This is a genomic window from Dyadobacter linearis (assembly GCF_907165045.1).
Classification (GTDB): domain Bacteria; phylum Bacteroidota; class Bacteroidia; order Cytophagales; family Spirosomataceae; genus Dyadobacter; species Dyadobacter linearis.
This window is the reverse complement of the sequence record NZ_CAJRAU010000005.1, coordinates 443,726-457,582: the sequence shown is the minus strand read 5'-3', so window position 1 is coordinate 457,582 and position 13,857 is coordinate 443,726. Positions and strand designations below refer to the sequence as shown.

13 protein-coding genes are annotated in these 13,857 nt (G+C 45.6%); 6 read left to right on the top strand and 7 right to left on the bottom strand.

The window, feature by feature from the left end:
* The first annotated feature begins 75 nt into the window (after nt 1–75).
* The gene (locus KOD92_RS19000; protein WP_215235160.1) at nt 76–474 is read left to right on the top strand and encodes a hypothetical protein; all 399 of its coding nucleotides are present in this window, start codon (nt 76–78) and stop codon (nt 472–474) included.
* 56 nt (nt 475–530) lie between these two features.
* Here the strand turns inward: KOD92_RS19000 and KOD92_RS18995 are convergent, their stop codons facing one another.
* The 6 genes from KOD92_RS18995 to KOD92_RS18970 all read right to left on the bottom strand — a co-directional run bounded on the left by KOD92_RS18995 (nt 531) and on the right by KOD92_RS18970 (nt 6,775).
* Entirely contained in the window at nt 531–1,367 is an 837-nt protein-coding gene (locus KOD92_RS18995) for a fumarylacetoacetate hydrolase family protein (protein ID WP_215235159.1), read from the bottom strand.
* Nucleotides 1,368–1,466: 99 nt separating this feature from the next.
* Nucleotides 1,467–1,931 carry an RES family NAD+ phosphorylase gene (locus KOD92_RS18990; RefSeq protein WP_215235158.1) on the bottom strand — a complete coding sequence of 155 codons (465 nt, stop codon included), beginning with the start codon at nt 1,929–1,931 and terminating at the stop codon, nt 1,467–1,469.
* A gap of 10 nt (nt 1,932–1,941) precedes the next feature.
* Nucleotides 1,942–2,373, bottom strand: a complete 432-nt coding sequence (locus tag KOD92_RS18985) for an antitoxin Xre/MbcA/ParS toxin-binding domain-containing protein (RefSeq protein WP_229254749.1) — start codon at nt 2,371–2,373, stop codon at nt 1,942–1,944.
* A 51-nt stretch (nt 2,374–2,424) separates the two neighbouring features.
* Entirely contained in the window at nt 2,425–5,289 is a 2,865-nt protein-coding gene (gene uvrA / locus KOD92_RS18980) for an excinuclease ABC subunit UvrA (RefSeq protein WP_215235157.1), read from the bottom strand.
* Nucleotides 5,290–5,404: 115 nt separating this feature from the next.
* Nucleotides 5,405–6,193: a cysteine hydrolase family protein gene (locus KOD92_RS18975; RefSeq protein WP_215235156.1), complete on the bottom strand. Its 789-nt coding sequence runs from the start codon at nt 6,191–6,193 to the stop codon at nt 5,405–5,407.
* Nucleotides 6,194–6,226: 33 nt separating this feature from the next.
* Entirely contained in the window at nt 6,227–6,775 is a 549-nt protein-coding gene (locus tag KOD92_RS18970; RefSeq protein ID WP_215235155.1) for a hypothetical protein, read from the bottom strand.
* 95 nt (nt 6,776–6,870) lie between these two features.
* On the opposite strand from KOD92_RS18970, the gene KOD92_RS18965 reads away from it, so the two are divergent.
* The 4 genes from KOD92_RS18965 (at nt 6,871) to KOD92_RS18950 (ending at nt 11,316) form a co-directional block, all read left to right on the top strand.
* Entirely contained in the window at nt 6,871–8,142 is a 1,272-nt protein-coding gene (locus KOD92_RS18965) for a hypothetical protein (RefSeq protein WP_215235154.1), read from the top strand.
* 102 nt (nt 8,143–8,244) lie between these two features.
* Nucleotides 8,245–9,222, top strand: coding sequence for a glycosyltransferase family 2 protein (locus tag KOD92_RS18960; RefSeq protein ID WP_215235153.1), 978 nt, complete (start codon nt 8,245–8,247; stop codon nt 9,220–9,222).
* A gap of 14 nt (nt 9,223–9,236) precedes the next feature.
* Nucleotides 9,237–9,995 (top strand): DUF5672 family protein, encoded by a 759-nt coding sequence (locus KOD92_RS18955; protein WP_229254748.1) that lies wholly within the window; start codon nt 9,237–9,239, stop codon nt 9,993–9,995.
* An 85-nt stretch (nt 9,996–10,080) separates the two neighbouring features.
* A complete protein-coding gene (locus KOD92_RS18950; protein ID WP_215235152.1) occupies nt 10,081–11,316 on the top strand; it encodes an OmpA family protein in 1,236 nt (411 codons plus the stop codon).
* A 211-nt stretch (nt 11,317–11,527) separates the two neighbouring features.
* Here KOD92_RS18950 and tpiA read toward each other — a convergent pair whose 3' ends face one another.
* A complete protein-coding gene (gene tpiA, locus KOD92_RS18945) occupies nt 11,528–12,289 on the bottom strand; it encodes a triose-phosphate isomerase (RefSeq protein ID WP_215235151.1) in 762 nt (253 codons plus the stop codon).
* 296 nt (nt 12,290–12,585) lie between these two features.
* On the opposite strand from tpiA, the gene KOD92_RS18940 reads away from it, so the two are divergent.
* Nucleotides 12,586–13,854 (top strand): aspartyl protease family protein, encoded by a 1,269-nt coding sequence (locus KOD92_RS18940; protein ID WP_215235150.1) that lies wholly within the window; start codon nt 12,586–12,588, stop codon nt 13,852–13,854.
* Nucleotides 13,855–13,857 lie beyond the last annotated feature (3 nt).

Genomic DNA, 13,857 nt, shown 5'->3' with positions numbered 1-13,857 from the left:
ACATATATATTTGTAGAGTCAATTAGTTACAACAATTCTGAAAGGATTTTCTGAAAGACTGAAACCAGCAATGCCATGAAAACGATCAAACTCTTAATATTTCTAGCTCTTTTCAGCTTTCAGGCGGAAGCGACCGGATATGTTCACAACATGTTCGTCGCGCACAGAAAGTTACAATCAGGAAAAGAAGTGGTAAATGAAAAAATCGCCACTAAAAAAGGAAAGTCAGCGATTAAAATATCAAAACCTGCCGTTCAGGCGAAACAAAACGCAAGCTTTTTGAATGCAAGCCTGTCGACTCAGGTTGCTGAATCTGCTACGTTGAATGAGAGGATTCTGGAAGAGGGGCCCGCTTCTTTTTTCGATAGTGAAAAAAGCGAAAACTCAGACAAATCAATTGTTCACAAGTTAATCGGAGCCTTTCGCTGCATGTTATATGCATTTGTCGGCCTCACTCCCGTCAGCAATTCGTAGCCATAACTTCTATCTTTAAATGTAAGGAGCTACCAGCAATGGCAGCTCCTTACATTTTATCCCACTACATTGGTCAATGTGCCAATCGGCTCGATCGTAATGTGCACAGTATCATTTTTTTGTAGTGTAAAGTCGGAGGAAGGCACAATGCCCGTACCCGTCATCAGGTAGGCGCCGTGCGGAAATGACATTTCCAGGAAAAGATAATGCAGCAGTTCTTCCGGTTTCCGTTTCATTTGTGCCAGCGTAACTTCCCCATTGAAAACTTCCTCCCCATCGCGCACAATCGAAAGATCGATCACGGTGTCGTCCGTCAATGCAAATTCAGGCACGTATAAGCAGGGTCCCAATGCGGCACTTCCGGTGTAAGATTTGGCCTGCGGCAAATACAAAGGATTCTCTCCCTCAATGCTACGCGAGCTCATATCGTTCCCGATCGTATAGCCTACGAGCGTTCCCGACGAAGAGGCGAACAATGTTAGTTCCGGTTCAGGAACATCCCACGTAGAATCGCGGCGGATCCGCACAGTTCCATGATTTCCTACTACACGCCAGGCGGTGGATTTGAAAAAAAGCTCTGGTCGCTCGGCCTCGTAAACGCGGTCGTAGAAACTGCCGCCACCTGCTTTTTCGGATTCCTCCATGCGCGCAGTCCGACTTTTGAAATAAGTAACTCCCGAAGCCCAAACTTCCTGAGAACCAATAGGTGCCAAAATTTCGGGCATCGGAAGATCGTCCGTAAACACGATCGGGATCAACTGCTCAGTCTGAACTTGAAGCCACTCGTACAGGTTATCCCGGTTTACAGCAATATCCCAGTCCGTTTCGTGCAGTCGATAAAAAACGTCTTCTTTTTCAAGAATAATGCCGTTTTCTGTTTTATATAATTTCATAATACAAAGCAATTTTTTGCCTCAATAAGGCTTTGGAACATCTTCTTTACTGTGAATTACGCCCTGAAAGTCAGTTTAGGCTATTGAATTGAAATGCAATCAACCCTTCCAGATCCGGCGGTCGATGGGAATTCTCTCCTGTGAAAGCAAGGTTACCTGTTCAAAATTAGGATGCCGGGGATGAATAATGATATTGAAGGAAAAAGGTACAATTACGGAAGGGAGCCCCACTGCCAGCGTATCCGGATTTGTCAGCCACTGGTGAAGCCAGAATTGCGTACGATCGTAGTTCCTGTCCTGCCAGAAATCGGGCATTTCCGCTCTTGAAAAATAGCGGATATCATCGGGCATATTAATGGATGAAAGCCAGTAAAGCGGCAAATCTTCATATCGGACTCCCGGCGCGTGCGCCAGCGTCTCGATCAGTCCTAGTTCGGGGGTAGTGGTCGTGTATAATACACCAATACCTTTTGGATTCCAGCGCGCACCGAACAGGCGGCTGCCTTCAGTGGAAAGTGGGTTTTCTTTAAATTTTTCCCGAATGATCCTGTAAACAACAGCCATAATTGCAGCGTCAGGCTGGAAGGCCGTAATCCAGGCGGCCGAGTACATCTTCTACCAGCCCAAAGCCGGTAATCGTATCCATTAATTGTAACGGCGATTGGTCGTCAAGCTCACTCAGAGGTGTGCGCAGCCAGTTCCGCACTGTATTACTTTTGCCGTCGAATGTGTCGAGGGCATGGTTTAATACATTTTTCAAAAGCAGCAGCCGCTCGGAAGCGTCGGTTCCCAGTTTTTTATCAGCCTGAATGCGGTGCAAATTACGCGGCGTCATGCCCAGTACATAGGCAACTTCATTGTCCGTCAATCCAACCAGATCCGAAACTTCATCAGCAGTGGCGCGCAAAACGCCTTCGCGTGAAATCCGGATCAGACTGAAATCAGATGAATGCTTTGATCCATAGGGAACAAAGTCTTCGTGAAACATGCTAACGGGTGCCGACATAACTTTCAATTAGTGAATTATGTCTTAAATATAAGTGACTTTTGTCAAAGATCAAATCTTACCCTTCAAAAATTCAGCCGTATAATTGTTTTCAATCTTGATCATCTCCTCGGGAGTACCGGCGAAGGTGAGCAGCCCGCCATCGTCGCCACCTTCCGGGCCAAGGTCGATGATCCAGTCTGCGCTTTTGATCACTTCCATATTGTGCTCGATAATGATCACTGTATCACCCTGGTCCACCAATGCATTGATCGCTTTCAGCAGTTTTTTAATATCATGAAAATGAAGTCCGGTAGTTGGTTCGTCAAAAATGAAAAGCATTTTGCCTTTGCTGGAAGAACCTTTTCCCAAGAAAGAAGCCAACTTAACCCGCTGAGCCTCACCGCCTGAAAGCGTATTGGACGATTGTCCCAAACCTACATAACCCAGCCCTACTTCCTGCAATGGAAGCAGTCTGTCGACCAGCTTGGGTTCAGAGGCGCGGAAGAATTCAATAGCTTCATCAACGGTCATATCCAGGATTTCGGCTACATCTTTATCATGATATTTAACCTCCTGGATTTCCTGCTTGAAACGTTTTCCATTGCAGCCTTCGCAAGTCAGGTAAATGTCAGCCATAAACTGCATTTCGATCTTCACCTGACCTTCGCCCTGGCAGATCTCGCACCTTCCGCCGTCGACATTAAATGAGAAATGCGAAGGTTTATAGCTCCTCGCCTTCGATAACGGCAGGTCGGCCATCATTTGCCGGATGTAATCGTACGCTTTAATATAGGTAACCGGGTTCGACCGCGACGATTTTCCGATCGGGTTCTGGTCGATCATTTCCACTGCTTCAATCCGATCCACGCTGCCGGTAAGCTCGTCGAAACGTCCTACCTCCTCGCTGAATTCACCTTTCATCCGCATTAAGGCAGGATAAAGCAGTTTTCGGATTAAAGTCGATTTACCCGAGCCGCTGACGCCGGTAACCACTGTGAGTACATTCAAAGGGATTTTTACGTCCAGCTCTTTCAGATTGTTTTCCCTCGCGCCTTTTATTTCAAGAAAATGAAGTGCTTTTCTGCGCACGGAAGGAACTGGTATCGAATCATTTCCCAAAAGAAAATCAATCGTATGCGACCGGGTTTCCGGATCGGTATTATATTCGCTGCCACTGGCTTTCAATGCGGCAATATCAGCCTGAGTACCCTGAAAAACCACGTGTCCGCCGCCGGTTCCTGCTTCGGGACCAATATCGATAATTTGATCGGCCGCGTGCATTACCTCTTCTTCATGTTCTACGACGATCAAAGTATTGCCCAGGTCACGCAGCGATTCGAGTACACCAACCAGCCTTTGCGTATCCCGCGGATGCAGCCCGATACTCGGTTCGTCCAGAATATACATCGAACCAACCAATGCACTTCCGAGTGAAGTAGCAAGCTTAATGCGCTGAAATTCACCGCCGGACAATGTGCTTGTAAGCCTGTTCAAAGTTAAATATCCCAGGCCGACGCGGTTCATGTAATCCAGTCTGGTAGTAATTTCTGTTAAAACGCGTCTGGCAATCTGCCGGTCGTGCTCGCCTATTTCCAAATTCTCAAAAAAGACAGCCACATCTTTGATCGGCTTTAATACCAGGTCTGTGATCGATGCGCCGCCGATTTTTACAAACGAAGCATCTTTCCGCAAACGCGAGCCGCGGCAATCTGGACAAACGGTACGTCCACGGAACCGCGAAAGCATGACGCGATATTGTATTTTGTGTGTTTGAGATTCCAGTTCGGCTATAAAATCATTAATACCCTGAAAGTATTGATTACCAGTCCATAACAGCTCTTTTTCAGCAGTAGTGAGATCTTTATAAGGCCGGTGAATAGGGTAGTCGAACTTGATCCCGTTTCGAACAAGCGGCACCAGCCACTCGCTCATTTTCTCAGTACGCCAGGGGGCGATAGCACCTTCGTAAACCGACAGACTTTTGTCAGGAATCACGAGATCCGGATCGATCCCCAGTATTTTACCAAAACCCTCACAACGTTTACACGCACCAAAAGGATTATTAAAACTGAATAAATTGACACTCGGCTCTTCGAAAGTAATCCCGTCGAGCTCGAATTTGTCAGAAAAAACGCGCCGCTCTCCATTCACAACCTGGGTAATACAAACACCCTCGCCTTCGAAAAAAGCAGTTTGGACAGAATCAGAAAGCCGATACTGGGTATCCTCATCGTCGGCCTTCACAGCCGCGCGATCTATTAATATAAAAACCTGGTTGCCAGCCTGGGAATAATCGTCGGGATTTTCGAGGATATCTTCAATGGAAAGTACCTCTTCGTTCATCACGATTCGGGTGTAACCTTTTGAAAGTAAAATAGTAAGCTCCTCGTTCTGTGTGCGGCCCTCGCGAATATGCAGCGGCGCCAATACCATTACGCGGGTACCTTCCTCGTGCGAAAGCAGGTAATTGACCACGTCGGTCACAGAATCTTTCCTTACCAGCTCGCCTGAAACCGGGGAATAAGTGTGACCAATGCGGGCAAAAAGTAATTTCAGGTAATCGTAAATCTCAGTAGAAGTCCCCACAGTCGAGCGCGGGTTTCGGGTATTTACCTTTTGTTCAATTGCAATAGCAGGTGAAATACCTTTGATATATTCTACCTCCGGCTTTTCCATTCTACCCAGAAACTGGCGCGCGTAACTGCTCAAACTCTCCACATACATCCGCTGGCCTTCTGCAAAAAGGGTATCAAACGCAAGGGAAGATTTACCAGAACCCGACAAACCTGTAATGACTACCAGCTTGTTACGGGGAATTGCAACATCAATATTTTTAAGATTATTAACTCGGGCACCTTTGATCAGAATGTATTCTCTCGGATCCAGATCATCAAATTGGGAAGCTTCAATCCTGGCTACGGTTAATTGCGTCATATAAAGGAAATATGGGAAATATCGGGTTCAAGTTGGTTAATGACCGATCTAAATATAAACCAAAACCTAACCTATTTAGTTTGGCTTTTGCAAAGTGAAATTGGGAACCGAGCTCTTAAAAACGAACGGAATTGGCCTTTAAAAAAGTCATTCCTTTTTCGGCGGCTTCTTCGAATATATCATCGGCCAGATAGCCCCAATTGGGCACGTCGGACATACAATCCGAAAGTACGACAACCTTCGGAATCAGCTCCGGAGCATATTTCACGATCTGTTGAATGCTCGTAGCCACGCAATGCGAGCGGGCTTCTCCTGCAATCAGTATTTGTTCAAAATCAGTAAGTTGGGAAAGAAAAGCACGGTCCAGGTCAGTTTCCGGCGCATTGTCAACAGGTACCTGCGCTTTGAAAACCCCGAAATGTTCAGTCAGCGGATTTATACCTTTTGAAACAGCTACATAATCCCGGCCAGTCTGGTGCGTCCAGGCGAGTATTGCACTCAATAACGTATCGTCAAGAGAAGCGCCTTTTGAGCCGATCAAGCAATGTTCCGGCCAGATGAAATGTTTGAATTCACCCTGCTCTTCCAGTTTTTCCAGGTATTTCAGCACATATTCCTTATGATAGCGCGGAATCCATTTTCCAGCTTTAACAGCCGCGGCCGTGATCAATGTAAAAGGCGCCACGGTATTTCCATTCTGATCTTCCCAAAACAGCGGGTGCGCAATATCGAGGACTTTGTGCGTGTCCAACGTGACGAAAATGCTGTCGATCTTGTCGCCGTCGAGCGAGATCAATCTGGCGATCCTTTGAATATCTTCCTCCGCACCCGGCACAAACAATGTTCCCTTTGGGTTGCAGAAATCATATTGCGCGTCGATAATCAGTAAGGCAGTCTTTTTCATGATCCGGCATTGATAGTGGGTTTGAGATAGAAACTATTCGATCTCCTGCGGCAGTTCCATTTGTCTTGCATACATTTTGGAGCAAAGACTATAAACCAGTTTCAGCATCCGGTTCACATCTTTTAAATAGTCCACCCGGTAATCTTCATCCAGCTTATTGAATGCATTCAAAATCACCTGCGCCTTTTTCGCAATGTAAAGTGCGCAGGTATCCGCCCGCGAAGAATAGGTTTTCAGGATATCGGAATAGTTTTCAAGAAACGTATTGAGCATAAACAAGTTAAGCTCCATTCCCCCGATCTTGTCTTTGGTAACTTTTACGTGATAGGCAATATCGCCGCTCAGATTTCGCAGGTCCATTAAAATCCAGCCGGGTGTATTCTGGTTAAATTTCGACGTGCGGGTGATCGTCGCCGCAATATCCTCGCGCCTTTCCGGTATGGTCAGGCTGTCTTCGATCAATTCAAAATGGAGCCGGTCGGCAAGCGTTTTGTCTTTGGTAATAAGCCGGAGCAGCAATCTATCCTTTTCTTTGGTCGGCATCTGGATAATTGCCTTTTTGAGCTGATCTGGTAAGGCCATTCAAATGCGATTAGTAACTTTGAGTAAATTCCGGGAATCCGCAGTTAATCCTGGCGGCGACAAATCCCGGGTCGTTTTTGACAAAAATATCAGATATGCGTAAATATCTATTCATCACACTCAGCGCAGCCGTTTTTTTAATCTTTCTCTTTACGCTTTTCGAAAATGCGCTGAATGCTCCTTCCTTTGATGATTACGATACGACAATCAACTTTATCAGGCGGTATTATTTTGATACCGAATCCTTCAAAATGCGCAAGGATATCCTGCTAAGCCGGCACAACGAACACCGGATCCTGTTCTCCAAATCCTGCGCCGCTATTTACTACGCCATTTTCGGACAGCTCAATTTCCGCCATCTGATTATTTTTCAGAATATCTTTCTGCTTTCTTTTTTTGGTTTGATGATTGCGGTGATCAGGCAGAACAAGCAGCTAACTCCCGAAATGCTCCTGATCACCTGCCTGTTTTTGTTCAGTCTTGCATTCTGGCAGGTGACGTTTTACTATTGGGGAGGGATTCAACATTATACAGTTTTTTTCTTCTCATTTCTGACCCTATTCGCGGTTAATAATGCAAAACAACCCCTGAGTGCCAGTTTTTTTCTGGGACTTTTGGCGGCATTACTGGCTGTTCTCTCATTTGGAAATGGTTTTCTTGCGTTGTTCCTGGCTGCATTTATCTTGTTGATACAGAGGAAGTGGCTTATGCTGGGTATCTGGGTTATTTGCGCAGCAGTACTGTTATACCTTACCTTTTTACCACTCCCTGAAATAAAAAGCGCGGCAGGCGCAAGTTTCAATGCAGAGTGGATGGCGCGTTTATTGCTAACGTTTCTGGGAAGTTACTTGTATATCAATCCTGCGACCGGGCAATCTGTGAATATTATAGTGTGTATGTTAATGGGCCTTTCGGTACTGATCATCTGGGCCTGGCTGTTTTGGAAGGGTTATGCTTCCAAAAACCCGCTTCTTTTCTCGTTGCTTTCGCTGCCTATACTTTCAGGAATAATCGTCGCTGTTTCGCGGTTCGAATCCAAAGCTGCGGGAGGAATTGCGCCCCGCTATATGTTTTTCACTGCAACGATCCCGGTACTTCTGGTACTGATATTGCTCGATCTCAAAATTCTCAAAAAAGAGCATTTAAAATACATTGCGGGCATTGTTCTTGTGATCTGGGGTTTTGGTTTTTATAATAACCGGACGGATCTGCAAAAACACAATGCGGAGATCGTGGCTACTATACAAAAGTGGGAATCCAACCCCGGTACCCGGTTGGTATATTACAGGGAAGCGTATCCATATTCGGAAATTTTAAGCTGGGCGATTAGTAAAAAGGTGGTAATTATTCCCGCAAAAACAAATTAGTTTACAAATGGTGTTAAGTGAAAATCGCAAATCGTGTTGCGAAAAGGAGAGGTTAAATGTTAAATTGCCGCGTTTGTCGGCTAAATTTTTATACACATTACTATGATTTCAGTAGCTATGTGCACTTACAACGGGGCGAAGTTCTTGCCTGAGCAGTTGAGGAGCATTGCTGATCAAACCATGCAGGTTGACGAGCTCGTAGTTTGTGACGACGGGTCTAAGGATAATAGCATTGAGGTGATTAAAGCATTCGCAGAAACGAGCGCTTTTCCGGTCAGGATTTATGTAAATGAAACGAACCTGGGCTCAACCAGGAACTTTGAAAAATGCATGCTGCTTTGCGGCGGCGATATTGTTTTTCTTTGTGACCAGGACGATCTCTGGCGCATCGACAAAGTGGAAACGCAGGTCAAGTACCTGAGCGAACACCCGGATATTGACGCGGTATTTTCAGATGCAGTCATGGTCGACGACGATTCAAAGCCGATCGGAAGAAATATTTGGGAGGAAATCGAATTCGACGAGCGGGGCCGCAACAAGTGGAAGAAAGGAAAGCCGCACGAGATTTTGTTCAATGGCTTTGTAGTAACCGGCGCCACGCTCGCGATCCGCAAATCGTGCCTCGAAAGACTGACCCCATTCCCAACCCACGTACCCGATCTGATTCACGATGCCTGGATCGCTGTGGTATTGAGTCTGGAAAACAAAATAGATTTCATCGAAGAGCCGCTGATCAATTACCGGATGCACGCCAGCCAGCAGGTCGGTTTTGGGGGTAAGGTGGAAAAGGTGCACTTGAAAGACCGTTTTGTGCGGGACAGAAAGAAAAAACTGGTCCCACTGGTGGAAAAAGCAGATAAGCTGCACGAATTATATAAGCTGCTGCGCGCTATTCCATTTGTGCCGAGAGAAAAGCTGATTAAGCTATATTTGTCGCAAAAGCATTTTTACAGCCGCGCTTCCCTGCCTGAAAATCGCGCAAAACGATTCACGCCGGTAATTAATCAGGTTTTAAGAGGATATTACAAGTTTAGCAGCAAAGACTGGTGGCTGCCTGCTATCGGCGATTTATTGGAATAAGAAATGTTTATAGCGTGAAAATTGGTCAGGAAAATGCTTCTGTTGCGATTGTAGTCCCGGTTTACCGCCCGGACCTGACACCGAACGAGCTGATTTCCTTGAAACAATGTATTCAGGTTTTATCAAACTACCCGATCATCATCGTCAAGCCCGAAAAAATGGAGCTTGGCAGCGATTTCAATGCATTTCCCTCCATTCAGCAGGTATCTTTTCCGGACGATTACTTCAACGGAATCGACGCGTACAACCGGCTGCTGACTTCTCTGACTTTTTACGAAAGATTTTTATCCTATCAATACATATTAATCTGCCAGCTCGATGCTTACGTTTTTCGTGACGAGCTGGCAGTTTGGTGTAAAAAGGGATACGATTATATCGGAGCCCCATCGCTGCACCAGCCGAAGTATGATGCACTGGGTCCCGATTCAAAAAAGGAATTTGCCGATGCATTGTCTGCCAATAGGGTAGTGCTCAATGGGGGTTTTTCTTTGCGGCGCGTGGAAGCTTTTATCCGGTATCTCAAAATTTACAATTTCTTTTATCCTCAATGGAAAGGAAATGAAGATATGCTCTTCTCGCAGGAAGCGACACGCCTGATCCCTATGAAATTATTTCTGAAATTGCCTGCCTGGGAAGAGGCACTTCAATTTGCTTTTGAAAAAAGCCCGGCGGCCACTTACGAGCTCACGAATCACCAGCTTCCATTCGCCTGCCACGCCTGGGAACGTTACGATCCCGCATTCTGGTCCGGCTTTATCTCTGTAAATCAATAGGTTTAAGTACTTTAACAATTTTTAACAAACTATGAGGGCGTTTAGGGCGTTCTTGCAGTTATTAAAAATGTAAAAGTTAAGAACCATGAAATGCAGAACGTTTTTGGCATTTGCCTTCGCCATCACACTTTCGCTGAACTACGCCTTTGGACAAGTTACTGAGAACCCAAAAGTAGACGAGCAGTCTGCCGAATATGTCAAGATCAAGCGCGTAGAATTGACCGATCAGTATACGATCATATCCCTCGAATTTGTTGAAAAAAAATCAAATGTGCCCCAGGTTCCGAAGGGATTTAATTTGCCGTTCAAACGAGGGCAGGGACCTATTCAGGGGGGAAACCAGATCTGGCTGGATCCTGAAACGAGGTTGTACAAACCAGGAGAGATCGAGAAAAAATTCAAGCTTATAAAAGCAGAAAATATCCCAACGAACGCTACCAAGGAAGTTACAGCGGGCGAAAAGGTTGATTTTGTAGCCTATTTCGAGCGGCTGAGCCCCGGCATTGAGGAATTTGATTTTTATGAAGGGCGCAGCTCGCAGGGAACACAATCGTGGAATTTTTATGGTATTCACATTAAAAATCCGCTGAAAAAGCCGGTTCAAAAAACCCCTAAAATAACTGCGAAAGCGGCGCCGCCTGTCAAGAAACCGGCAGAAAAAGCGGTTGTTCCTCAAAAAGAAGAAACTCCGGTGGAAGAGCCGGCAGCAGAAAGTGGAGTTGCAGTACTGCGGGGCAATGTCTTCAATGCAAAAACAAAACAACCAATAGCGGCTGAGATACAATATGTGGAAAAGGGCGATTCATTGCAGATCAGGTCTTCATCGGGCAAATACCGGCTGGGGCTTGATCCGGCTGAAAAGTACGATTTGAAAATCGTGGCGAAAGGATATTATGGGACCGCATTAAGCCTCAGTCCAGCTGATTCTGCCGGAAAAGGTGCATTCACGCACGATTTTTACCTTAATCCGCTGGCAGTCGGTGAAACGATCACCATGCCGAATATCTACTTCGAAACCTCCAAATATGCATTGCTGCCCGAATCCTACGCCGAGTTGAACAGACTCGTGGATATGATGAGAGAAAACAAAAACATCCGCATCCGCATTGAAGGCCACACCGACAACGTAGGTGATTTTGACAAAAACCTCGAATTATCGCGCCAAAGAGCTGAATCAGTACAGGCTTACCTGGTCGAAAAAGGTATTGAAAAAAGCCGGATAGAAGCAAAAGGATACGGCGGCACCCGCGCAGTCACAAAAGGTACCCCCGAAGAAAGAGCCAGGAACAGGCGAGTGGAGTTTGTGGTGACGGAGGTTTGACGTGGGTCATTTGTTGTTACTGGGGGCGTTTTGGTCACTGGTAGTCATTTATTGTCACTGGTGGTCATTGATTGTCATTTTTGTCATTGGTAGTCATTTGTTGTTGTGAGTGGTCATTAGCGGTCAGCTATTATATCAAACAATACCTGACCACCAATGACCATCAATGACCACCAATGACCATTAATGACAAAAACGACCAAACCCCCAACTACCTAGCCTTAACAATATTCGTAAACTCCCTCGATTTCAAAGAAGCGCCTCCTACCAGTCCGCCGTCGATGTCTGGGGATGCGAAGAGTTCGGCTGCGCTGGCGGCTGTTACGCTTCCGCCGTACAGGATCGAAATTTCTTCGGCAACACTAGCCCCATATTTGGAAGCAATGTGCTCGCGCAATGCAGCGTGCATTTCCTGCGCTTGCAGCGCACTTGCAGTCAGCCCGGTACCGATCGCCCAGATTGGCTCATAAGCTATTACTACCGATAATAACTGCTCTTCCGACAAGTGAAATAGACTTTCTGTCAGCTGGTTCTTCACAAAACCAACGTAATCCTCATTTTGTCTTTGCTGCAAAGATTCTCCGCAGCAGAATATCGGAGAAACACCATTTGCAAGTGCCGTATTAACCTTCTCAGCCAATACTGCATTGGATTCATTAAAGTATTGACGACGCTCGCTGTGGCCGATCAGCACATATTCCACACCGATCGATTGCAGCATTTGAGCAGAGATTTCTCCCGTAAATGCACCCGAAACTTTATCTGAACAATTTTGAGCAGCCAATGAAAAATTAGGCGCGTCCTCGATATATTTTTTAATAGTGGTCAGGTAAATGGCAGGTGGACAAAGGATAATTTTGGCATCATTTTGCACTTCATCTTTGGCCATATTCACTAATTCAGAAGTGAGCGCAACTGCCTCATCCAGAACCTTATTCATCTTCCAATTACCGGCAACAATTTTTTTTCGCATGAGAAAATTTTAATTGTGGAAAAACATCATTTGACGCAACAAAATTATCATATTTCTGTCATTTACCCGATTAAAGATTTGTGTTAAATCAAAAGGCAAAAAGTTTTTACATATAAAGATTTTTTTGTGTTTAATTAATATAAAATAGATTAAATTTACCCACTTGACAGCCCCGTGAATTTGATACTTTGTGTACACAGAAGAGAATAAAAGACAGAATCAGGCCATTTATGATCAACGTGTTGTTAGTACTGACAGAATGATTTTAAATCTAGATTAAAAGAAAGGAGGCCACGATGAAAACGTCTAAGTGGTTAATAGTAGCGATCATACTTTTCGTAAGCCGCAATACATTCGCTCGTACAGAAGATATTCCCCCCGTTTCCGAGGAAAAATATGGTTATTATCTTGACAAAAACCATAAATCCGCCCGCATACCTTTTGAGCTGCACTCCAATCTGATCTTGCTTTACGTCAAGATCAACGATACTGATTCCCTGCGTTTTATATTGGATACCGGCGTCAGCTCCATTATCATTACCGATCCTTATATCCTCAAACCAGACAAGCTGCGTTTAACCCGGAAGGTTAACCTCACCGGGGCAGGGGAAGGTAAGTCCATATCAGCTCACGTGGCGATTGACAATAAATTTTCGATGGGCCGGCTCAGAGCGAATCACCAGAATATCGTCGTACTCGAAGAAGATTTTTTAAAATTGTCAGAATATGTGGGCGTGCCGGTTCACGGGATTTTCGGTTATGAGGTATTCAACAACTTCGTCGTCACCATCGACTTTTCGAAAAAAGAGCTGGTTCTGATGCGGCCGGATAAATACAAGTACAAATCCAAAAAAGGCGATAAACACCCGCTGATCATTGAGGATACCAAGCCATTTACCGACGCTGTGACCTTGTTTGCCGACGGTCGTGAGCACCCGATCCGGGTATTGATCGATACAGGCGCCGGACACGCATTGTTGCTCAACAATACCAGAAAAGAAACTTTCCGGCTTCCTGAAAAAGTGATCCGCGCACAATTGGGACGTGGACTGAACGGGGTTATCAATGGAAATCTGGGACGTATTGATAAAGTGCGCCTGGGAAGATTCCAAATGGACAATATCGTGGCTTCCTTTCCCGACAGTGCGGGATTTGGGGCGAAAATAAAAATGGGTACCGAGCGCCAGGGAAATATCGGTTGCGAGTTGTTGCGCCGGTTTAAGGTAACAATGAACTACCAGGAACAATACATGGTGCTCAAACCTGTGAGAAGCCGCCTCCGCGAGAAATTCGAGCACGATATGAGCGGGATGGAAATCCGCGCTGAGGGCAGGGACCTGAAATCGTACATTGTCAACCACATTGTAGACGAATCGCCAGCTTCCAAAGCAGGTTTGGTGGAAGGCGATCAGCTGCTGTTTATAGACGATCATGCTGCCTCAGATCTTAATGTAAGCGAGATCTACAAGCTCATGCAGCGCGGCGACGGTAAGAATATCGACCTGCTTGTGAAACGCAAAGGGGATATTTTCTTCACGCAGATTACCCTGCGCAGAATGATTTAATTA